This is a genomic window from Streptomyces sp. NPDC050548 (assembly GCF_044457385.1).
GTDB lineage: Bacteria > Actinomycetota > Actinomycetes > Streptomycetales > Streptomycetaceae > Streptomyces.
Genome location: NZ_JBITGV010000005.1, coordinates 314,163 through 334,152, shown reverse-complemented (window position 1 = coordinate 334,152; position 19,990 = coordinate 314,163). Strand labels below are relative to the sequence as shown.

The following is a 19,990-nucleotide window of genomic DNA, read 5'->3' as shown; positions in this document are numbered from 1 at the left end:
GGTGCGAACACTGATCAAGAAGCCCAAGCAGCACCAGACATCCTCATGACGGCCCTCAGTACAGCTACTACCAACGAACTACCGGCGCTTCTCACCTTGATCTCGACGAGCCCGCAGGCTTCCCAGACCATCTCCGACTACTTTGACGACGCAGTCGAGGCTCGCGAATGGGACGAGGCACACGCAGTCCTCATTGCTGCCGCTTGCCCTGACTATGCGCCCCTTTGGAAGGTCCTCCTTGCGGCCCTTTCAAAGGGCCAAGGCACGATCGAACGCGTAGGCCCGCTCATCGCGGCGCTCCTCACGCACACTCCCAACAGCGCTCCCGGCAATCTCGTGGACGAGATCGCTCCCGTGCTCCGCGACGCGACCGTCAACACCGCCACCGCACTTGGCTATGCGGTTCGGCCCGTACATGACGTTGCCACGGCCCTGCGGCGCACGCTGCACGGACACAGCAAGACAGCCGCGGAGAAGGAACGCACAACTGCTTTTAAACAGGCAGCAGGCATCCGATGAGGAGCATCGCCCTCAGTCGTCAACACCCCCAAGCCGACGGGAGGTTGACGATATGCTCGTCTGCGTGGGTAGTTTCCTGGGGGTGTTGTGGCCAACGCAGACTTGATGACCGTCACGCTTGAGGGAGCACCTGACAGCGATCCGGTCGAACTCGACGAACTCACCATCCAGTTACGTGCGGCCCTGCTCGAACTTGACGTTGATCGCGTTGAGCCGGTCCGTGTCGATGAGACTCCCGAAGGCTCCAAGCCCGGCGATGCCGTCGCCGTTGGGGTACTCGCCATAACCCTGTCGCCGATCGCCTTGCGGGGGGTGTTGCGGTTACTGGAAACTTGGATGGCCAACCGTCCGGTTCGCAAGGTACGGGTTGTGTTCGGCGACGACAACATCGAGCTCGAACAGGCTTCGGCGGAAGACCAACGGCGGCTCGTCGACGCCTTCATCGTGGCCCATGGATCCGCCGCACATGTGGGGCCGGAAGGCGAATCAGGGCTGCCAGGTGCCTGACGCGAGCTGCTCTGTCGAGCGGAGAGGCGTGGCGGGCGGCCGTGTCTGGTAGCCGCAGCGCGTTGCTCATTGCCACGGGCGAGTACGAGAATCCCGCGCTGAAACAGCTCCGTTCACCCGCGCGGGACGCCGCAGGGCTTGCGGAAGTGCTTCAGGATCCAGGCGTCGGCGCATTCGACGTCACGCAGGTGATCGACCGTCCTCAACACGAAGTCAATCGGCGCCTGGAGACCTTCTTCCTGGACCGAAGTCGGGACGATCTGCTACTCCTTCACGTTTCGTGCCACGGCATCAAGGACGACAGCGGGAGCCTCTACTTCGCTGCCGCAGACACGGACCGAAGGCTCCTGGCTTCCACCGCGATATCCGCAGCGTTCGTGCACGAGCAGATGCGCCGCTGCCGGGCGAAGTCGATCGTCGTGCTCCTCGACTGCTGCTACAGCGGTGCATTTCTGCCCGGGGCCAAGGGCGATACAGCTGTGCACGTGAAGGAAGAACTGGCAGGCCATGGCCGGGCTATTCTCACGGCGACGAACCGCACCGAGTACGCCTGGGAGGGCGATCACCTCACGAAGTTGGTGCCTGAACCCTCTCGATTCACCGGGGCAGTCATCGATGGTCTTCGGACTGGCGAGGCGGACCGGGACCAAGACGGAATCGTCAGCGTCCATGATCTTTACGAGTATGTCTACGAGCGGATCCGTGCCGCCAATGTGAAGCAGAGACCGCAGATGTGGGTCGAGCTCGAATACAGGGTGGCCATCGCCTGGGCCAACGGCAGGTCGCATGGGGGAGCCGTCCCCGCGACGCTCACCGCTGAGCCGGTCTCTGCGCCCCTCGCTGGACCTCGCATCAGTGCTGTGCAGGAGAGGAGACCCCCACGGCCGCCGGCGGGCGATGAGCGGGAACTGGATGTTCCCCCGTCGATTCGAGCACGGCTGCCCGGTGCGGGGCGGAACGCAGAGGTTGGGCGTGTTGCCGCAACCGCCGACAGGACTCTGGAAGATGCTGCGCTGCGCGACACGCCTTCCTCGCCGATCACCGTAGGCTCGGCCGAGTATTCGCCCGACGCATCCGGGGACTTGCCGCCGCATGCCGGGCAATCTGTGCACGCCGCTGCCATGACGTACCCACTGCCTTCGGTGGACCTGCTCGCACGAGGCGGCCCCGCTACGGCACGCAGCGCGGCCAACGATGCAGCGATTGCCGCGCTCCAGAACGTCTTCAGCGAGTTCAAGGTCGACGCTGCCGTCACCGGGTTCTGGCGCGGACCGACGGTGACACGCTACGACGTCGAGCTGGGCCCTGCCGTGCAGGCTGAGCGGATCATCGCGTTGACGAAGAACATCGCGTACGCGGTCGCCAACCCGGATGTACGGATCACTCTCCCGGCAGCCGGCAAGCCCGCGGTCGGCATCGAGATCCCCAACACCGAGCGTGAGGTGGTCAACCTCGGCGACGCGCTGCGCATAGCGGCCAAGGCCGAGGACGATCTGGGCTTGATCCGCTTTGACGGACATCCGAGATCAGGGGTTCTGCCCCGGAAGGATGTCCATCATGGAGAGCATGGGGAAGAAGAAGCCTCGGCCTCGCCGTTCGTTCACGCCGGAGTTCAAGGCCGAGATCGTCGAGCTGTGCCGTCGCGGTGACCGCTCGGTCGGTCAGATTGCCAAGGACTTCGACCTGACGGAGACCGCGGTGCGGCTGTGGGTCAGCCAGGCCGAGGTCGACGCGGGCGAACGCGATGGCCTGACCAGCAGTGAACGCGAGGAATTGGCCGCGCTGCGGCGGGAGAACCGCCGGCTGCGCGAGGACGTCGACGTCCTCAAGCGGGCCACGGCTTTCTTCGCGAAGGAGACCCGGTGACGGTGCACCCGTTCATCGAGGCGGAGAAGCGAGACGGTCACAACGTCAAGCGCGCGTGTGAACTGCTGCAGGTCTCCCGAACCGCCTTCTACGCCCGCCGCACCGCCAAGCCCGGCCCGCGGGCGGTCCGTGACGCGGAACTGACCGGCCAGATCACCGAGGCCCACGCCAAATCGCGCGGCGCCTACGGCGCTCCACGCATCCACGCCGTGCTGAAACGCGAGGGTGCTGTCTGCGGACGCCGCCGCATCGCCAGACTGATGCGGGCGGCGGGCCTGGAGGGCCGCCACCGCAGACGACGGCACCTGACCACCATCCCCGACCCCCGCGCCGCCACCCGGCCCGACCTCATCTTGCGGCAGTTCGGTCCCGACCCAGCCGGCGTCGACACCCGCTGGTGCGGCGACATCACCTATGTCCCGACCGAGGAGGGCTGGCTCTATCTGGCCACCGTCATCGACATCGCCTCGCGCCGGGTGATCGGCTGGGCGACGGCCGATCACCTGCGAACCGATCTGGTCGCCGACGCCCTCACGGCAGCCTGCCGACAGCGTCGTCCCACCCGGCCGGTGATCTTCCACTCGGATCGTGGCTGTCAGTACACCAGTCAGCAATTCGCCACCCTGGCAACGGAGTTCGGCGTCCGTCTGTCCGTGGGCCGAACCGGACAGTGCTGGGACAACGCGCTCGCCGAGTCGTTCTTCGCCACCATCAAAAGGGAGTTGCTCGACACCACCGCCTGGCCCAGCCGGGCCGCCGCCCGCACCGCGATCTTCGACTTTATCGAGGGCTGGTACAACTTGCACCGACTGCACAGCAGCCTCGGCTACCGCAGTCCCGTCGAATACGAGACCGCACGCGCAGCCTGACCACCACACCAATGGTGTCCGTCAAAGCGGAACAAGCTCAAGCTCACGCCACCACTCCAGCCGTGCCGGGGCGGTCTGGGGGAGGGCGCGGACGAGGCTGCGCGCCAGCGTGACGAGCGTGGTGGTGACGGTGGTCAGGGCGACGAGACAGGCGGCGGCCCAGGATGGGACCGCTGAGAGGTCGGGCAGCACGGGATGAGGGCCTTCCGGAGGCGCGAGGGCGAGGTCCGCGACGGACCCGCCAGGGTCGTGCCGAGGAGCCTGGCGCTGGCCGAGCGGTGGTCGTCCGTGCTGTCGGGAGGTCGCTCGACTCGGCCCAGGTGGGGCGGTTGGTCACCGGGTTCGGCATGCCGGTGACGCCGTTGGCGTCGCCCCTGGCATGTGCATCCCCCTATGCGTTGTCTCCGTTGGCCGGTGTCTTCCCCGAGTCGGAGATCCCTACACGACTTCCGAGATACCACTAGGCGGCCCCAGTGCCACCGGTGGTTCAGCTCCTCAGACGCTCTCTGGTCCCGATACGTTGTGACCGTTCTGTCCGGCGCTTGCTTCGCTCGCTCGCGGTCTGTCATTTAGGAGATCGATTGGACGTGTCACGCCAGTGAAGAAGGATGGTTCGTCAGTGCCACCCGGCCCATCCGTGATCTGGGAGAGCCGAGGGGCTACACCCCGCCGCAGTTGCTGCTACAGCGGTGCGTGAAGCCGTCGCTGATCACGTCCGTGGAGTGGGTGGCGCCCTCGGCCGCGCTGGGGTGCCGCTCTGGGAGCTGGGACTATGCACAGACTACGGTCAGATGATGCGTCGTCACAGACGCCGACTACCTGCCGCACTCCATGGGTCTCGTGGCTGGTCCACAAGGAAGGCTCGCTCTACGAGGTCCAGCACCTACTTGGGCACGAGAGTTTCCAGAGCACCCAGCACTACACCCACCTGCAGCCGGACGCCCACAAAGCTGGTTCTTGGCGCTTGGGAACATCTCGATGCTCCGCTGCCGGTTGTTGCATAGACGATCCTTCGCCCTGTCCTCCATGGACAGGGCGAAGGAGCTTGCGTGGTGCAGGACACCTCAGGTCAGGGGTCGCCGGTCGGTCGGCCCGTCGTTCCTAGGCGGTATGGCGGGTGCCCGGGCGCCGGAAGCCTGTTCGGGGGGCGTGGCGGCTTGGTGGCCGTGGAGCCGGTAGACCATGTCATCGGGACAACGATCCAGGCGGGCTCGGCGCCACGCGGCGTCGTACGACAGGGCGCTTGCACTGCGCCGTTGGATGATCAGGGCTCGAAGGCTGGTGAGGGGGGCCAGCAGTACCCGCCACAGGACGAGCTTCATGGATGCGCCCTTCGAGACGCCTCGTCGGACTCAGTTATGTCCGTCGGTGCCATGCCGCTGGGCAAGCTGCCGCCGTTGAGAGCCTTGAGGGAGTCGGACAGCACGAGCATGGCCTGCTGTCGCTTCTCGATATTCGTGAACCCTTGGCCGACCTGCTCCCATTGCTGCAGGAGTGGGAACCACCAGCGGTCGCAGGAGCAGATCAGGCGAGCAAGTCGCTGGAGCTCGGCAACGTGTTCGTCGCCCAGGACACCGGCAGCGTGGTGTTCAAGTTGGTCCAGGACGACGAGATCCGGGTGATCGTAGAGATTCGTCTTCAAGAACCGCAGACGGCGGATACGTTGCTCGTCCGCTGCCCGCTGCGCCAGTAGCTCCTGCGCTGCGCTGGGCAGACCAAGAGCCGCGCGGACGTTCAGGAGGCAGTAGTTCGGGGCGCGACGAAGCAGGCAGCCGAGGGTGGCATTGACGGCATCTTGTGCGGCAGGCAGGTCTGAGGCTCCCTGACGCACCGCAGCCCCAGCGGCTGTGGCATGCACGGTAGCGCGCACTGTCTCCTCCAGATTGGGAGGTACACGCCAGAGTGGTCGCCAGGTGATCGTGTACATAGCCTCGAACGCGATGCCGTCGGTGGCACTGGGCAGCAGACGCGGCTGGGCAGACCTACTTGTACGGGCAGCGCGGCGCCACGGCCACCTCATACGAGGTTCGCTTCGAGCGGGAAGACCGTGCGCAGTCGGCTGTCGACGAGGTGGTTGTAGAAGTCGTCAGCCACGGTGACGCCCTCAACGGTGGAGATCCCACGCAGCTCGTTCATGAGCTTCATGCCGGCCTCGAACATGTTGTGGCCACTCAGCGCACGCAGGAGTTGGTCGCGCATCTGCGTGTAGAGGCTGGGATTGCCAGCACAAGAACGGATCCAGTCCGTCAGGCGCGAGATGACTTCGGCGGAGGTCTCCGAAGAGGAGAGCAGGTCGTGGACGGCTCGCTGTACGTCGATGCCGGCGGGAGGGTTGCACACGAGCCACGGCGTGCCGTCGCGGCGGACGGTCATCAAAGCGAGGAACGCCAGTGCACCGCCGCGTGCGGAGACCTTGCCCTGTTGCCAGCCCTGGACCTCACCCACCAGTCGCTGGGCCACGGTGGGGTGTTCGGCCAGAGCGTCGAAGGCATCCCGGACTTGGCTGACTACGCTGTCGTCGGTGTTCTTGTGTGCGACGCGGCGCAGGCGCACCATTGCCCGCTTGGCCAGGGAGGTATCGGCGGAGGAGTCCTCCAGGATGCGTCGGCACAGTGCAATCACGGTGGGTGCGTAACTCTTCTGCTCCGCCCACCCGTAGAGCGCCTCCCAGGCCAGGCGTCCGACGTGTTCGTTGTGCACGGCGCTTTCCATGACCGCACCGAGCACCTGTGGCTGACTGCTGCCGACGAGTTCGCCCAGTGTGGTGAGGTAGTCCACCGATCCGTGCCGCACGGTGAGTTCGGCCAGCGCGGCCACTGCGCGGTCTTCCGGATCGGCGCCTTGGGCTGTCGCGACGAGCCAGGTCAGCAAGGGCTTGCGCAAGACGTCGTAGTTGTCCCAGACGTACTCCAGCACCGCGCGTCCGTAGGCGGGCCGGTCGAAGACCACGGTGTCCTGCATGTCGACTCGTCCCCCGACATCCTGGATACGCCTGCGCATTCCCCGTCCGGACAGTGCGGTGAGAGTGGGGGAAAATCCTGCTGATGCGCCGGGAGCGTCGGGGACGGCTCCGATGCCTTTCAGCAGAGCAGCCGCACTGCGCGCGACGACGGGCATGGGCGCTGACTGCTGCACGGCCAGGGCAAGCAGCAGACAACGGTCCTCCACGGTGAGTGAGGGGTTGTCGTGGTCGTGCAGGCCGTTCATCTCGCCGAACCTGCTGTCGAGTTCCCCACGCCAGTCGGTCAGCGCCGCGATGATGCGTTCTTCCAGAGGTGTCGGGGTTCCACCCTCGCCGTCGGCCTGTGCGAGCGGCTGCTGGGGGTTGGCGTGGACGTGTTCCTCCCAGGCCATCACGGCGGCCTCCGCAGCCCGCACGGCGGCCACCGCGGTCAGTCCACGCAGGGAAGCGGTGGCCTTGGAGAGGGACTTCAGCGATGTGGCCAGTTGTCCGTAGCCGTTGGCGTCCAGATGCGCCTCTACCACTGCCAGGGCATCGGGCGCCTCGCGCAACCGAACCACTTGGATGCCGTCACGATCGCTCAGGCGGTGATCTTTCCAGAGGTCCTCTGCCACGGTCAGCGCCAGATAGGAACGGCAGTCCCGGAGATGGGTGGCGTGTTCCGACAGAGCGTTGAGGAAGTCGGCCGATACCTGATCCTTCTCCGGGTGCTTGAGGTCGAGCTGGTAGGCGTGTGTCCTCTCCAGGGGCAAGCGGCCCTTGCTGGGGGTCCTCCAGTCCGCGTCCAACTTGACCACGGTGGTGTTGATGGCAGTGTGTTCGGCCAGAAGGCGCAGTGCGAGGGTCGTCGAGCCGCATGAGCGGGGCGCGACAACGATGATCACGGGTTGGTGGGGGCGGCCGGTTGAGGGATTGACGATCTGCTCCCAGACCGTGTCCCAGTGCGCGCTGCGAACGAAAGGCTGATCGAGCAGCCGCTCACGACTTTGTTTGACGCCCTCCAGCACGTCCTGCTTTCGGGTCTCCAGGATCAGTTGTTCGATGAAGTGGGCGACGACGTCGGGATCCCCATACACGTGTGTCGCTCCACCGTCGGTTTCGTGCACGCGCGGCGCGGGTGGGACAGGATCCGGTGGTGGGGGAACCAAAGAGGAAGATGGTTCGCCGGTGTTTCCATCCGGCCGATCGGGTGCGCCGGTTCCAGGACGCAGGCGATGCAGCCAGCCGCCGGAGCCGTTGGACTGGTTCTCCCCAGCCTCACTGGTCGGCGGGGTGGTGTCGGAGCGGGTGGGGTCGAACGGTACGTCAGACATACGCGTACTCCAGGGTGAGTGCGGGACGAGCGGCAGGGCGGAAGGCCGGGCGCCTCACCGCTGGCGGCGATCGATTCGCAGGGTTTCGATGCTGTTGGCGATCGTGGCGTCGCTGACCTGCTCGTGGAACTGGAACGTCCCGCCAGTGCTGGCAGCCGGTGTCGCCGTCGCATCGCTCGGCTGCGTGATGCAGGACGAGGCAGCAGCCGGCGATGCGGCGTCCGAGACGTAGGGGCGCACGGCCGGTCCGGTCAGTCCGGGCACGTGGATCCGGCAGGGCTGTTCGAAGCCCGGCTTGTCGCTGACGCGGGCAATCACCTCAAGGAAGTGGTGCGGGCCCAGATCAGGCGTGCGTCCTGCGTGCACCGTGCGCTGGTAGACGATCTCGGAGAGCGCGGCAGCGAGGAAGACGCCGCTGTCCTTCGCGGCGGACAGCGCTTGGCGGTTTGCCTGACTGTCGAGCAGCCGAGTGGTGTCGTTGATGGCGTTGCCGCGGTGGTCGGGGACGGACAGCGGGCCGACGTGCACACTGGTCCGCAGTCGCACGACGGGACTGCTGGCCAGCCGCTGCTGCTCGTAGCGCACCAGCGCCGCATTGAGCCGGCCCAGCAGCGGGTCCACGAGCCGAGCCAGCACCGAGGGTGGGAACAGCAGGATCGCCCCGTCGCCGTTGTCCTTGTAACCCCCGGGGAAATCCTGCGGAGCAGGCAGCCGGCATTCGGCGAGCACGTTTGCCACGATGTCGTCCACGTCGCACCGCGCGGCGGCCATCTTCGCCTCGGGGATCTGGCTGTACTTCTCCATGTCGATCGCCACGAGGGCGAGTTCAGCGGGCACGTCCAGGGACTCTGCTTGCAGCGGCGCATCCATCGGGCACCGTCCTTTCAGCACAGGCGGTCAGGGAAATGCCCATGCTGATCGGGTTGGACGGCCGCCGCTGCCCAGCAGTGGGCACGCCTGAAGTGCGGCCCGTCACGTCTGCGTACGCGCGTGTGACTGAATCGAATGGATGTCGCGAACGAGGAGCCCGCCACCAGAGGTGGTGCGGATCCAGTCCTGCTCGCGCCACGGCTTGAGCGCGTTGACCACCGCGTTGCGCGAAGCTCCGATCATCTGAGAGAGCTCCGTCTGTGTCAGACGCACGGCGAGATCCGAGGCCGAAGGGGATGCGACGTCGACCAGGCGCGACAGAGCCGATGCCAGACGCAGCGGAACCGACGCTGTAGCCAGTTCGAGCCGGACGGCCTCCGACTCCCTGACGCGGGCAATGGCATGCCGCAACAGAGGGGCGAGCAGGTCATGCTCGTCGACGAAGGTGAGGAAGGCAGCAGCTGGAACGATGTGAACGTGGCAGGGCTCGGCGGCAATTACGGTGGCTGTGCGTGGCTGAGAGTCCAGCACCGCCAACTCTCCAAGCAACTCACCGGCGCCGCGCACGGCGAGCAGTGTCCTTTCCCCGCTGGCCCCGGCCAAGGTGATCATTGTCGACCCGGATTCCAGGACGATGACATGTGTTGCCGCGTCTCCTTGCCGCAGCAGCACACTCCGGGCGGGACGGACGTGCTGCGGTGCCAACGCCCTCAGGCAGGCCCATAACTCGTTACCGATCACCATGGCATGCGGCTGATACACGTCGCCCCCTGCTGCGCGGCCCCGACACACACTGAGGCGATCGTCTCAATTAACCAGAAAGCAACTCAACAGGCATATTCCAGCCATCAGAAGAGCCGCCAGGGAAAAATCGACGGCGAGGCGGACCGCGCGCAGCTTTCTGTCCGCGAGCCAGGCGAGAACCCGCAAACGGCGTGCCTCGACATGTCGTTCAAGCTCCCCATGCGCGGCTGCACTCACGCCGAACCTGAGGTGTACGACTGCCTCGGCCATCAGTTCGGCCCGCAATCCCGCCCCTGGCACCACGGGGCGCAGTACGAGCAACGCGGCCCCTATCGCGAACAGCAGCAACAGGCACATCAGTAGTAGGGAGAAAACCCCGATGGAGGGCAGAACGTCTGTACTCGACAGAACGGCGACCCCTGCTGCCAGCAGTCCGCCGGCAATTCCACACAACGCCGTTGCTTTGGTGTCCGCCCGCTGCACCTCGACGAAGGCGCGTTCGGCGTGCCCTTGCAGTTGTTGTAGGTCTGTCGGAATGCCCCATGGCTCCTGCATATCGGCCACGTCCTCCGCTGGCGTCGGTGTGCTTGTCCTGGCAGTCGCCAGCCTGCTCGCAGAGGTGAAGGAGCGTTGCCTATCGCAGGGCACGAGACGCGCTGGTTCGCTCACTCCGCGGCTATCGGAACGCGGCGGAGTCTGCTGCAGGTTTGGGTGACAGGCCGACCTGCCCCACGTCGTGGGTTCCAGTTCTAGTGGCTAACTGAGGGTCCTTCACGGCAGTCTGGCTTGGCGGCGCCGTTCGCCCCACGTCGCTCGTCCGTGGCAGCGATCTCGGTCACGGGGTAGCCGTGTCGTATTCGGATCTGGCGGCACGGGCGATCTTGGCAAGCGCCAAGTACTGGGTAACTCGCTGGCGAGGAAGGCAGCGAACGAGCTGCGACCGGCGTTGAGAAAGGGGTGGGGCATGCTCTCTTCGAAAGCAGTGTCCTCCTGGGTAGTTCACCCACCCTCGTGAGGGTGGTCCGGTGCTGCAGAATGAACAGTCCGGGCTTGAGGGGGAAACGATGCCGCTGGTTCACGTGCACGGAATTGCCAATCGTGGGGCGGAAGATGAGCGGCGGACGGCCCTTCGGGACAGCTGGTTTCGGCTCGCGTTGATGCCAGCGGCTGGCTGCCGGTCGCCCGAGACGCCGATCCTGAATCCGCGCTGGGGAGCGCTGTTGCCGCCGCCGGCATGGAACTGGGCGAGTCTGCACGTCGCCGGAGTCGAATCCCTCGGTGGCGACGAGGCTGAGATCGACGACTCGGTCGCGGAGATGGTCGACGGAGTTGTGGCGGCGGCGCCGGATGTCGCCGAAGGACACGTGCTGGTGACGGCCGCGCGGGCGTCGCTTTTGTGGGCCGTGGAGTTGCTGGCGGCGTCGGTGGAGGCACGGTCGGCCGAGGAGCGGGACGCGACGGTCGCTTTCTGCGCGAGGGCCGTGGCCTATTGGGCGCGCAAGACCGGCGACGGCCGACGCGGTGATGGCGTCGAGTTCTTCGCGTGGCTTGGTGAGGTCGAGGCCGACGTCGATTTTCTGGATCGCCTGGACGAGGAACTCGACGCCTGGCAGCACGAGTTGGATGAAAGCGGCGGGCAGAAGGACGTACCGGACGAGTGGGAGCGGTTCGGAGGTGTGTCTGTGCCCCGGCCCGCGCGGGCGGCCGTGCGACGGATCAACGCCGTTTTCGCGAAGACCGTCGCCAGCGGTGTGATGGCGGTGAGTCGGCGCTTCACGCCGAAGGGCGCGCTCTTGTTCGCGGACGTCGCCGGGTATCTCGCAGGGCGCGGCAGTGTCGAGCAGCCGGGTCCTGTCGTGCAATTGGTGGGCAAGGCGCTCGACGACGCGGCCCGTGCGGTGCGGGCGTATGGTGATCCGCTGATCGTCGTGGCGCACAGCATGGGCGGCAACATCGTTCACGACGTCCTCTCGTTCTACCGGCCTGATGTACGCGTCGACCTGCTGGTCACCGTGGGCACGCAGGTCGGCCTGTTCGAGGAGTTGAAGCTGTTCGCCGCGAGCGACCCGGCAGTGCCGTCTCCACAGGTCGCGAAGGTATCGCGGCTACCGAACGTGACGCGTTGGATCAACGTCGTGGACGTACGGGATCCGTTGGCGTTCGTGGTTGGGCCGGTGTTCGCTGGCGCTGAGGATCTGGTGTTCGATAGTGGGGCACTGCTGCCACACGGCGCGTATCTCACTTCGCCGGACTTCCACCGGAGGCTGGCTCGCCGGGTTGCCGAGGGGGTCCGCTCGTGACAACGCTCAGGGATCTCGCCATCGACGGACCGGCGCTGCACGCGTTTGTGATCGGCGTGGGGCAATACGACTGGTTCAAGGGCGGCACGCATCAGCGGCCCAGGGCTCGCCGCGACGACCACTGTCGAGGCTTCGCGCAGTTGACGGCGCCGCCCGTGTCCGCGACGGCGATGTGCGAGGCCCTTCTCGGTCCGCTGGGCGCGCGCCCGGAGTTGCCGTTGGGCAGCCTGGAAGTGCTGATCTCGGCGGAGGATCCGGTGCGCCTAGCGGGCGACGAAGGTTCGACGGAGATCGCACCGGCCATGATGCGCGAGGTGAGAGCAGCGTTCGAGCGCTGGTACGAGCGTTGCGACGGCCATGCGGACAACGTCGCGCTGTTCCACTTCTGCGGGCACGGCGTCCAGGTCGGCCGGGGCCCGCACGGCCTGCTGCTGCAGGACACGGGCGAGAGTCTGTTCTCGTATTTCGAGAACGCCGTCGACCTGGATCGCACGGTACTGGGGATGGAAGACAATACTGCCGAGAAGCAGCTCTTCTTCGTCGACGCATGTCGCGGCATGCCGTCGTCGCTGGAGGAGGCGGCTGGCATCGATGCCACCGCACTCAAGTCCCCAGCGCGTGATCCCCAGAGTCGGGATCGGCTGGTGCTGCGGTCCACCGACGTCACCGCCGACGCGTACGCCCGCCTCAAGTCGCCCTCGCTGTTCACCCGCGCGGTGTTGAGGGCGCTGGGCATGCCGCGCGAGCCTCGGCAGGGCTCGAGATGGGAGGTCACCACGGACACCATCGGGCCGTACGTCCGTCAGCTTACGGAATGGCCAGGGCTGCGCGCGCCGGACGAGCCGCGCCAAGTGTGCGACTATTCCGGCAGCTCCACCAAGGGCGGCACCGTGTTCACGTTCGACGCATGCCCGCCGGTGCCGTTCCACTTCGACACGAATCCCGGTGACGCGCTCTCGTCGGCCATGTGGACACTGTCCGAGCGCGTCGGCGGGCGTCCCATTCAGCGGCGAGATCCCGAGCCCGACCCGTGGCAGGGCGAGGGTCCCAGCGGGCCAGCCCGGGTCGATGCCGACTTCGTCAATGGCCGCTTCACCGCGACCGGTTTCGACGTGTGGCTGTCCCCTCCCAGCCATCAGAGCACCCTCACCTTGGGAGAGTTGTGAGTTCCCGCACGGAACGGATCGCCGTGCTTGCCCCGACCGTGCCGGCTGCCCGTAAGGGCACAGTCGTCGGCGCGGCGGAGATCCTGGACCGCCGCAACCATGTCCTAGACCGTTTTCCCCTGAGCGTCGACCAACCGCACACGGTGGAACTGCGAGTCGGCGAGCGGTTCCTGCTCCGCGGCTGGTCACCGTACTTGCCGTTGCGCCGCACGCTCGTCACCGGCGGGGACCGGACGGCACGCTTCGCGACGGACACCACTCCGGAGATGCGGCCGTCGGACCGAGGGCGTCGCAGCACGAGCGGGTGGCTGTGTCTGTGGCAGGGGCCTCGAAGCGGTGCCGACGGGTGGGTGCCGTTGCCGCCCTCGGCCCTGCGTGACACGGAGGTGGACGCGTCGGCTGTCGTCCCGATCGGCACGGCCGAGCGTCCACTTGCCGTCCAAGTGGGGGGTGGCAAGCGCTCGCCCGCCTGCACGCTGGTGCCGCCCGGCCTGCCCGTGACTGTTGACCCGGTTGAGGGCCTATCCGGCGCCCGTCTGACACTGCGACCGGTGGCAGACTCCGGCTACACCCTGTTGGAGGCCCTGCGTTGCGGCGAGTCGCTGTGGGCCGGAACCATCGCGCAGGCGTGGCGCGGGCCGCTGTCCGCCGCCTCGTCGCGAGTCGGCGAGTCCACGCTCTTCGACCTGGCGGTCACATATCTGCGCTGCCGCCAAGGGGACGTCGACTCGGTCGACGAGTGGCTGTCCTCGCGTTCGGATCTGCGAGGGCCGCAGGCTGACGCTGGTGACATTGCCGCGCTGTCGGCATGGGTCGCGCGCCGCAGAGGCCGCCGCGGCTCGCACGAAGTGGGGTGGCGTGAAGCCCTCGATCACTGGACGCTCCCCTTGACCGGTGAAGGGCTTGGCTTGCTCTACGACGACCTGATCCGGCAGCCGGAGCCGAGCCGCCACATTCAGGAGCGTGTGATGCCGTTGATGGCTGCCGCACATCCCTCGGCTCTGCTCACATATACGGCCCCGGAGCCCGGCGAGCCGAGGGTGTCCGTACGTCAACGCGATCGGTCCCCGCATGGACCGGTGCGGGGTTTCCGACTGGGCCCGCAAGACGGTTCTGGGGTGCGCCTCACCTTGGAAGACACGCCCACTGCCACGGAGTTGTGGGAGCCGTTGATGGTCGCCGCAGCTCGGGAAGCGCCCCATCGCACGGAGTACCAGCTCGATATTCGCTGCGGCCCCGGCCGCGAAGACCGCGACCTGATGTGGGAGCTGGCCCGGCTCATTGTTGACACCAGCGTGCACGATGGCGAGCTGCGGTTCCCGACACCTGACCATGTGGTTGTCCCCCTCACCGATGTCACGCGCCCGGCCCGCGCCCGGCTCACGCGGATCGTCGAAGAGTGGTGGTCCGGTGCCCGCCACGTCGGCTCCCTCACCCTCACCACCCCGACGGGCACCGTAGTTCTCGACCGCGACTCGGCCGATGCCCCCGGCCTCCTCGCGCTCCCGGCGCTGCTGCACGTCGAAGAGGAGTGACCCCCGGAGGCATGGTGCGCCGACAAGGGCCAGGAGGTCCGACCCGAGGCGACGGTTCGACCTCGGCAGCCAGGTCCATCAGCCAACGTTGCCTGGCAGGCCCGCACGGCCGGGAACTCGCCGGCGAGACGCCGATCTCGCTACCGCGCAAACCTAGGCTGAGTCCTGTCAGATTGCGTCGAGATTGCGGAGTGTCTCGGCCCGCTGCGTGGGCTACTGGGTGCCGGTGATCGTCCGGTGGCGATCGAAGCTGCGCGTGCCAGAACGGTGGTGTGCTCTGGGAGGGAAGTGTGTCACTGTCCGCGCAGGGTGACTCACAAGTACCCCTCGATTGGTGATGATCCGGGTGGCTTTGAACCTGCGCTGAACTGCGGATATGCCAGATCCCGCTCCGTGCGACGTCATTCCGATGCCGCCCCATGTGGAGTGCGTCGCGAGCCCGCTTTGGGCTCAGAGCTGGATGTCGGTATCGATCAGGCTTGTGTCCCAATTCCTTGGCGCTGCGTGGGCAATCCGCTCCACCAGCCGTCCGCAGAACACGGGCACGCTGATGAGCACTTGACCTGTCGTGGACGTATCGACCGCGTAGGCCGCCGCGTCAGACGTCAGCAGTACTTTCCTGTTGTTCACGGCGCTGGGCTTCGGCGGACCGTAACCGTGCAGAAGGGAGCAGCGCAGCTTGTAGACGATCTTTGCGTCGTCCGCTGGGATACCGTGTGAAGTGAGCAGGCGGTCCCAACTGTTGCCCACGTGGCCGGGGCTGGGGCCGGACAGCGTGTCCAGTACAATCATCGCCAAGCTCAGGCCGACCCACGATTCGTTGCCTTCTCCCGCTCCCGTCACCAGATCACGACCGTTGGCCTGCCGCATGTCGCGCAAGGCGAGAACGAGGCTGGGATAGAGCTTGGATTGCCGTATCTCGCACCGGAGCATCGACGGCGCGGGATCGATTCCATGGTCGAGCTGTGTCGTCATGCGGGCAACGTAGCCGGAAAGGGAGGCACGCTCTAGATCCCGCATCGGGCGTTCTCGACCCGGCCCGCAGTGAGATGTTTGGGGTCGGGGTACCACGTTGGCTGCAGCCACAATTGGTTGACGTCTGCAAGTCCTGAGTGTGAGCCGGAGTCGGCTGAACCTGGCGCGCTACCGGGCCGACGGTTGCTCATAGGCCGGTGACGGGTTGTCCAGTGAGCGCTTGGGCGATCTGCCAGAGCTGGCCGCCGCGGGACGCCTTCACGAGCACGACATCGCCGGGGCGGAGGATGGAGGCCAGGTAGGCGGCGGCGGTGCCATTGTCGCCGACCATCGCGATGTCCGGCACGCCCGCCGCGCCGGCGGCGAGGGCGAGTTGCTTGGCGAGTGTATCGCCGACCGCCACGATGAGATCGACGCCGTTCTCCGCTGCCATGCGCCCGACCTCGCGGTGGGCTTCGACGGCTTCGTCGCCCAGTTCCAGCATCTCTCCGAGTACGGCGATCCTTCGGCCGCCTGCGGCCTCGGTCGTCTCGCCGTCTGTCTCGGGCATCAAGATTCTCCGTTGTTCAGGGGCGCGAAGGTGATCGCGCGGCCGGCGTAGGAAGGGGACAGGCGACTTAGGGAGACTTGATCGTGCGTCTGGCCCCAGGCCGACGGGTCCCGAGTGAAGAGCGTCGGGTCGGGGTCGTCCTCGTAGCCGCGAAGGATGACGAGGTGGCCCCCGGAACGTCCGTCGTCGGGGAGCTGCTCGGTGACGGACACGATGACCGGTGCGACATCGAGGCGGGCGAGCAGGTCTTCGACGGGTAGAGGCTCTGAGGTCGCCGGGACGCCGAGGTCGGTGGCCAGGCTCGCGATCCCCGCGTGCAGTGCCCCACGCGGGGTCAGAACCTCGTGTTTGACCGCGAGTTTCAGCAGTTCCGTGACCGTGGGTGCCTCGCGCCCGTAGGCGAGCAGGATCATCCTCAGAGATGCCAGGCCGCACGCCCGGTTGGACCATTCCAGCCTGTCCCCGAGTGCCCATCCTCCGTGCCGATCCCATTCCTCGGGGGCGATGAGCTGTCGGCACATGGGGACATCGTGGACGCGCGACACAGCGGGCGGGCTCCTACGGAGAGACGGCAGCCTCCCGAGTCAGCCTGGTGCTGGAGAACGCGGGAGTGGGCAGGGGAACATCGTATGGCGGGTGGGCCAACGCCTCGTGCAGCATCGCCACTACGACATCCGTGTGCGTGAGTCCGACCATCGCGGCGCCCACCACGAAGTTGCTGTCACGGGACATGCCCGGTGTGCTGTTGACCTCCAGGACGTACGGCTGGTCGTCCTCGGTGAGGATGAAGTCGACGCGTGCTGACCCGCGTAGCCCGAGACCGTCCCACAGCGTCGTGGCGTGCTCGGTGACCTTGGCCAGTACCTCGGGCGGCAGTTCGGCGGCCCGAACGGCTACGGCGCCCTTGGAGTCCACGTCGAGCTTCGTGTCGGCGTCGTAGAACTCCGCCTCGGTGGCTTCGGTGGCCAGCGGGGGGAGTACGACGACCGCGCCTCCGGGTAGTTCCAGGAGTCCCACGGTCAGCGGTACGCCGGTCAGGTAGTCCTCGACCAGTACGGCGTCGCCTTCTTCGCTGGCCGCGTCCGCCAACGCCTGGGGAAGCTCTGCCTGTTCGCGGACCAGGCTCATACCCACGCTGGAGCCGCCGAACGGCGGTTTGACCATCGCCGCCCGACTGTTCCAGTGCATCGGGCCGCCGGACCACACCCACCACCCGGGGGTGGGGACGCCGAGGCTCAGCATCACCCGCTTGCAGAGGATCTTGTCGGCGGCGACCGCGGACGCTGCGACTCCGCTACCGCAGTACGGCACGCGCAGGTAGTCGAGCAGGCCCTGGAGCCTTCCGTCCTCCCCGTACGGTCCGTGCAGGTTGGAGAGGGCTACGTCGTATCCGGCCAACTGCGTGATGAAGTCCGGCTCGCAAGGGTTCAGTACTTTCCAGCGGGCGCCGATGTCGTCGAGGGCCTCGGACAGGGCGGTCACGGAGCGCTGGTCCACGGGGCACTTCGAGTGGTAGAGCCGGTCCTCGGCTGATACCGGTCCGTGGACGAGGGCGACACCGAGCCCCTCGCGGTCGCGCTGCCAGTCGCGAAGGTTCTGGGTGGCTTCGCGCACCGCGAGGTCAGAGCTGGAGGTGAGGAACTGAGTCATGCAAGGACCCCTTCGAAGGCGTGGGTGACCGGTCCGCCGACCCAGTGCGTTCGCTTCGGTCGGTCGGGGTGTGGCCGGACCGTGAGCGGCTCCCCGGCGCGGTTGTGGACGGTGATGGCGCGCGGCGACACGAGGCCGCGCAGGGTGGCGATGACGACGGCCGCGACGGCTCCGCTCCCGCACGAGAGGGTTTCCGCCTCGACGCCGCGCTCGTAGGTGCGGATCTTCAATGCCTGTCTGCCGGCGGCCTGTACGAAGTTGACGTTCGTCCCCAGCGGGGCCAGGTCGGCGTGGTGGCGGATGAGGCGTCCGACGAGTACCGCGTCGATGGCATCCACGTCGTCTACGACGGCGACGACGTGTTCGGTGCCGGTGTGGGCGCTGTCGAACCAAGTGGGCTTGCCGTTGATGACGGTCTGCACGCGGCGGGGATGGACCGCGCCGACCTCGGCGGTGACCCACACGGAGTCGTCGCTCACGATCGCCTCGTGCATCACCCCCGCCATGCGGAGGCTCATCTCGCGGAAGCCGTGGTCGTGGTGGGCGGCCCAGGCGGTACACCGCAGAGCGTTGCCGCACATCGTCGCGATCGAGCCGTCGGCGTTGAAGCAGCCGACTTCGAGGACGACCGGGCTGATGCTGATCAGGCTGCTGACGACAAGGCCGTCCGCGCCTACGCCGGTTCGCCTGGCACAGAGGCGCTCGGCCTCCTTTGGCCAGTCCTCCTCGCTATTCGGCGAGGGGTCGGATAACAGGACGAAGTCGTTTCCCGCTCCGTGGATCTTGCGGAAGCGCATGGCGAAGCTCCTCGCTGGCGTGAGGTGGCAGTTCTCGTGGTGGCTGAATGGGGGCCGGGATCAGAGGAGTTCGACGGGCCGGTACGTGGTCGTCGACTCCTTCATGACCCACGGGGAGTGCCCGTCGAAGATCAGGACCCGGCGCCCCGCGGTGCCGGCGGACCTCATGTCGCGGACCCGCAGGTACATCCCGTCGAGGAACACGAAATCGCCTATGCGGACGTCGCTTGGTTGCCTGTGACCGGGGATGGTGCCGAGGGGAGGAGGCACAGGAGTTGGCTCGGTGGTGCGGCGCTCGTATATTCAGCCTCTCCAGATGGCCAGGAGGATCGAACCGCCGAGTGCCAAGAGGCTTGCCACGTAGGCGAGTTGTTGGTTGCGGGGGCTCAAGGGGCACCGACCAGGTGGCCGTGAAGGCGGTCGCGGACTGACGGGATACCGATCTCCGCAAGGGGCATCCAGGCCGCCGCGCCGGCTTCGATCACCATCGGGGCGATGGCGCCGGAGTGGGCCCGGAAGAGGTATCTGAAGCCGATCCGGAGGCGGGGGCCGTATCTGTGTTGCCCCGCTCTGGTCACGTCGATCAGGAAGGGGCCATCGCTGTCGGGTTCTGTCCACACGTCCCGGATGCCGACCGCCTCGGCCAGCAGACGCAGGGCCGCCCCTCCGAGCGAGTCGTCCTGCTCCTCCGGCTCTGCTTCGGCCAGGGCGAAGGCACCGTTGTGCCGCAGGGACAGGACGCGATTGTGTTCATCGACGATGACCGCGCCCGTCGTCACGAGGGGGCAGCGCCGGCTGTGGGTGCAGGTCCCGCGCTGCGCGTGGTCGCGGGCGGCGTCGTACACCGGCATCAGCGCCATCTGCTCGTCAGGGTGCGCGTAGATGTAGCGGGACAACTCCCGGACGATCTGGTCCTCCCGGACACTCACGGGGCACCGAGCCCGTGGCGCTGCGTGTAGATCCACAGGAGCCTTCGCGTGACGTCGGCGGCATCCCGGAGGTAGATGAAGGCGCCGAACGACGGGGTCTCCGGGGTCGGACGGTTCTGCAGGTCGAGGAGCCGATACCCCTTGCGGAACAGCTCTCGTACGTCGTCGTCCTCGTCCGCCCCCAGATCCTCACCGAGCAGGAGGTTGAGGTGCCCGACGATCTCCGGCAGGGATGCGTCCATTTCCTTGCGGGTGGAGGTGGCCATCTGCATGGAGAGGGCTGCCTCGGTGCTTTCCGAAATCGTCTCGACGTCGATGGGGAGAACTTCGGTTCCCGCGCCGTCGGTTGCTCTCGATGCCTTGCCGCTACTTGCCACAGTGATCACCGTCTCGCCCCTTCAGTGCGCGTTTCCGGCCGTGCCAGTAACGCTAAGAAGG

23 protein-coding genes are annotated in these 19,990 nt (G+C 66.9%); 9 read left to right on the top strand and 14 right to left on the bottom strand.

The annotated features are described in order from the left end of the window. Window positions 1-45 precede the first annotated feature (45 nt). From ACIBJH_RS17180 to ACIBJH_RS17160, 5 genes are all read left to right on the top strand, one after another. Complete coding sequence (locus ACIBJH_RS17180) at window positions 46-519, top strand: hypothetical protein (RefSeq protein WP_399117664.1); 474 nt, start codon at window positions 46-48, stop codon at window positions 517-519. 105 nt (window positions 520-624) lie between these two features. Next, window positions 625-1,026, top strand: a complete 402-nt coding sequence (locus tag ACIBJH_RS17175) for a hypothetical protein (RefSeq protein WP_399117663.1) — start codon at window positions 625-627, stop codon at window positions 1,024-1,026. Window positions 1,027-1,088: 62 nt separating this feature from the next. Then, window positions 1,089-2,675 carry a DNA translocase FtsK gene (locus tag ACIBJH_RS17170; RefSeq protein WP_399117662.1) on the top strand — a complete coding sequence of 529 codons (1,587 nt, stop codon included), beginning with the start codon at window positions 1,089-1,091 and terminating at the stop codon, window positions 2,673-2,675. Then, window positions 2,593-2,892: a transposase gene (locus ACIBJH_RS17165; RefSeq protein ID WP_399117661.1), complete on the top strand. Its 300-nt coding sequence runs from the start codon at window positions 2,593-2,595 to the stop codon at window positions 2,890-2,892. Before ACIBJH_RS17170 ends, ACIBJH_RS17165 begins: the two co-directional genes overlap by 83 nt. After that, entirely contained in the window at window positions 2,889-3,761 is an 873-nt protein-coding gene (locus ACIBJH_RS17160) for an IS3 family transposase (RefSeq protein WP_399117660.1), read from the top strand. The genes ACIBJH_RS17165 and ACIBJH_RS17160 overlap by 4 nt, the downstream gene beginning before the upstream one ends. A 21-nt stretch (window positions 3,762-3,782) precedes the next feature. Here the strand turns inward: ACIBJH_RS17160 and ACIBJH_RS17155 are convergent, their stop codons facing one another. Beyond that, window positions 3,783-3,953, bottom strand: coding sequence for a hypothetical protein (locus tag ACIBJH_RS17155; RefSeq protein WP_399117659.1), 171 nt, complete (start codon window positions 3,951-3,953; stop codon window positions 3,783-3,785). A 580-nt stretch (window positions 3,954-4,533) separates the two neighbouring features. On the opposite strand from ACIBJH_RS17155, the gene ACIBJH_RS17150 reads away from it, so the two are divergent. Further along, window positions 4,534-4,866, top strand: a complete 333-nt coding sequence (locus ACIBJH_RS17150; RefSeq protein WP_399117658.1) for a tyrosine-type recombinase/integrase — start codon at window positions 4,534-4,536, stop codon at window positions 4,864-4,866. Window positions 4,867-5,079: 213 nt separating this feature from the next. On the opposite strand, the gene ACIBJH_RS17145 is transcribed toward ACIBJH_RS17150, so the two are convergent. The 5 genes from ACIBJH_RS17145 to ACIBJH_RS17125 all read right to left on the bottom strand — a co-directional run bounded on the left by ACIBJH_RS17145 (window position 5,080) and on the right by ACIBJH_RS17125 (window position 10,214). Further along, complete coding sequence (locus tag ACIBJH_RS17145) at window positions 5,080-5,688, bottom strand: hypothetical protein (protein WP_399117657.1); 609 nt, start codon at window positions 5,686-5,688, stop codon at window positions 5,080-5,082. A gap of 89 nt (window positions 5,689-5,777) precedes the next feature. Next, window positions 5,778-8,036 (bottom strand): hypothetical protein, encoded by a 2,259-nt coding sequence (locus ACIBJH_RS17140; RefSeq protein ID WP_399117656.1) that lies wholly within the window; start codon window positions 8,034-8,036, stop codon window positions 5,778-5,780. 54 nt (window positions 8,037-8,090) lie between these two features. After that, window positions 8,091-8,906 (bottom strand): hypothetical protein, encoded by an 816-nt coding sequence (locus tag ACIBJH_RS17135; protein WP_399117655.1) that lies wholly within the window; start codon window positions 8,904-8,906, stop codon window positions 8,091-8,093. 102 nt (window positions 8,907-9,008) lie between these two features. Then, window positions 9,009-9,668: a Crp/Fnr family transcriptional regulator gene (locus ACIBJH_RS17130; RefSeq protein WP_399117654.1), complete on the bottom strand. Its 660-nt coding sequence runs from the start codon at window positions 9,666-9,668 to the stop codon at window positions 9,009-9,011. 45 nt (window positions 9,669-9,713) lie between these two features. Continuing rightward, a complete protein-coding gene (locus ACIBJH_RS17125) occupies window positions 9,714-10,214 on the bottom strand; it encodes a hypothetical protein (protein ID WP_399117653.1) in 501 nt (166 codons plus the stop codon). A 461-nt stretch (window positions 10,215-10,675) separates the two neighbouring features. Here ACIBJH_RS17125 and ACIBJH_RS17120 point away from each other — a divergent pair, with 461 nt between their 5' ends. Genes ACIBJH_RS17120 through ACIBJH_RS17110 form a run of 3 tightly spaced genes read left to right on the top strand, consistent with a single transcriptional unit; the run spans window position 10,676 to window position 14,651 of the window. Next, window positions 10,676-11,950 carry an esterase/lipase family protein gene (locus tag ACIBJH_RS17120; protein WP_399117652.1) on the top strand — a complete coding sequence of 425 codons (1,275 nt, stop codon included), beginning with the start codon at window positions 10,676-10,678 and terminating at the stop codon, window positions 11,948-11,950. Beyond that, window positions 11,947-13,116, top strand: coding sequence for a caspase family protein (locus tag ACIBJH_RS17115; RefSeq protein ID WP_399117651.1), 1,170 nt, complete (start codon window positions 11,947-11,949; stop codon window positions 13,114-13,116). Before ACIBJH_RS17120 ends, ACIBJH_RS17115 begins: the two co-directional genes overlap by 4 nt. After that, window positions 13,113-14,651, top strand: a complete 1,539-nt coding sequence (locus tag ACIBJH_RS17110) for a hypothetical protein (protein ID WP_399117650.1) — start codon at window positions 13,113-13,115, stop codon at window positions 14,649-14,651. The genes ACIBJH_RS17115 and ACIBJH_RS17110 overlap by 4 nt, the downstream gene beginning before the upstream one ends. A 450-nt stretch (window positions 14,652-15,101) precedes the next feature. On the opposite strand, the gene ACIBJH_RS17105 is transcribed toward ACIBJH_RS17110, so the two are convergent. From ACIBJH_RS17105 to ACIBJH_RS17070, 8 genes are all read right to left on the bottom strand, one after another. Further along, the gene (locus tag ACIBJH_RS17105; RefSeq protein ID WP_399117648.1) at window positions 15,102-15,626 is read right to left on the bottom strand and encodes a hypothetical protein; all 525 of its coding nucleotides are present in this window, start codon (window positions 15,624-15,626) and stop codon (window positions 15,102-15,104) included. Between the two features lie 187 nt (window positions 15,627-15,813). Further along, window positions 15,814-16,176, bottom strand: coding sequence for a glutamate ligase domain-containing protein (locus ACIBJH_RS17100; RefSeq protein ID WP_399117647.1), 363 nt, complete (start codon window positions 16,174-16,176; stop codon window positions 15,814-15,816). Further along, window positions 16,176-16,697 carry a C39 family peptidase gene (locus ACIBJH_RS17095; protein WP_399117646.1) on the bottom strand — a complete coding sequence of 174 codons (522 nt, stop codon included), beginning with the start codon at window positions 16,695-16,697 and terminating at the stop codon, window positions 16,176-16,178. The genes ACIBJH_RS17100 and ACIBJH_RS17095 overlap by 1 nt, the downstream gene beginning before the upstream one ends. A 37-nt stretch (window positions 16,698-16,734) precedes the next feature. Continuing rightward, window positions 16,735-17,826 carry an ATP-grasp domain-containing protein gene (locus ACIBJH_RS17090; protein WP_399117645.1) on the bottom strand — a complete coding sequence of 364 codons (1,092 nt, stop codon included), beginning with the start codon at window positions 17,824-17,826 and terminating at the stop codon, window positions 16,735-16,737. Further along, window positions 17,823-18,623 (bottom strand): diaminopimelate epimerase, encoded by an 801-nt coding sequence (gene dapF, locus ACIBJH_RS17085; RefSeq protein WP_399117644.1) that lies wholly within the window; start codon window positions 18,621-18,623, stop codon window positions 17,823-17,825. The genes ACIBJH_RS17090 and dapF overlap by 4 nt, the downstream gene beginning before the upstream one ends. A 60-nt stretch (window positions 18,624-18,683) precedes the next feature. Then, window positions 18,684-18,827: a hypothetical protein gene (locus ACIBJH_RS17080; protein WP_399117643.1), complete on the bottom strand. Its 144-nt coding sequence runs from the start codon at window positions 18,825-18,827 to the stop codon at window positions 18,684-18,686. A 182-nt stretch (window positions 18,828-19,009) separates the two neighbouring features. After that, window positions 19,010-19,552, bottom strand: a complete 543-nt coding sequence (locus ACIBJH_RS17075; protein ID WP_399117642.1) for an NUDIX hydrolase — start codon at window positions 19,550-19,552, stop codon at window positions 19,010-19,012. Next, on the bottom strand, window positions 19,549-19,938 hold the full coding sequence (locus ACIBJH_RS17070; protein ID WP_399117640.1) for a hypothetical protein: 390 nt from the start codon (window positions 19,936-19,938) through the stop codon (window positions 19,549-19,551). The genes ACIBJH_RS17075 and ACIBJH_RS17070 overlap by 4 nt, the downstream gene beginning before the upstream one ends. Window positions 19,939-19,990 lie beyond the last annotated feature (52 nt).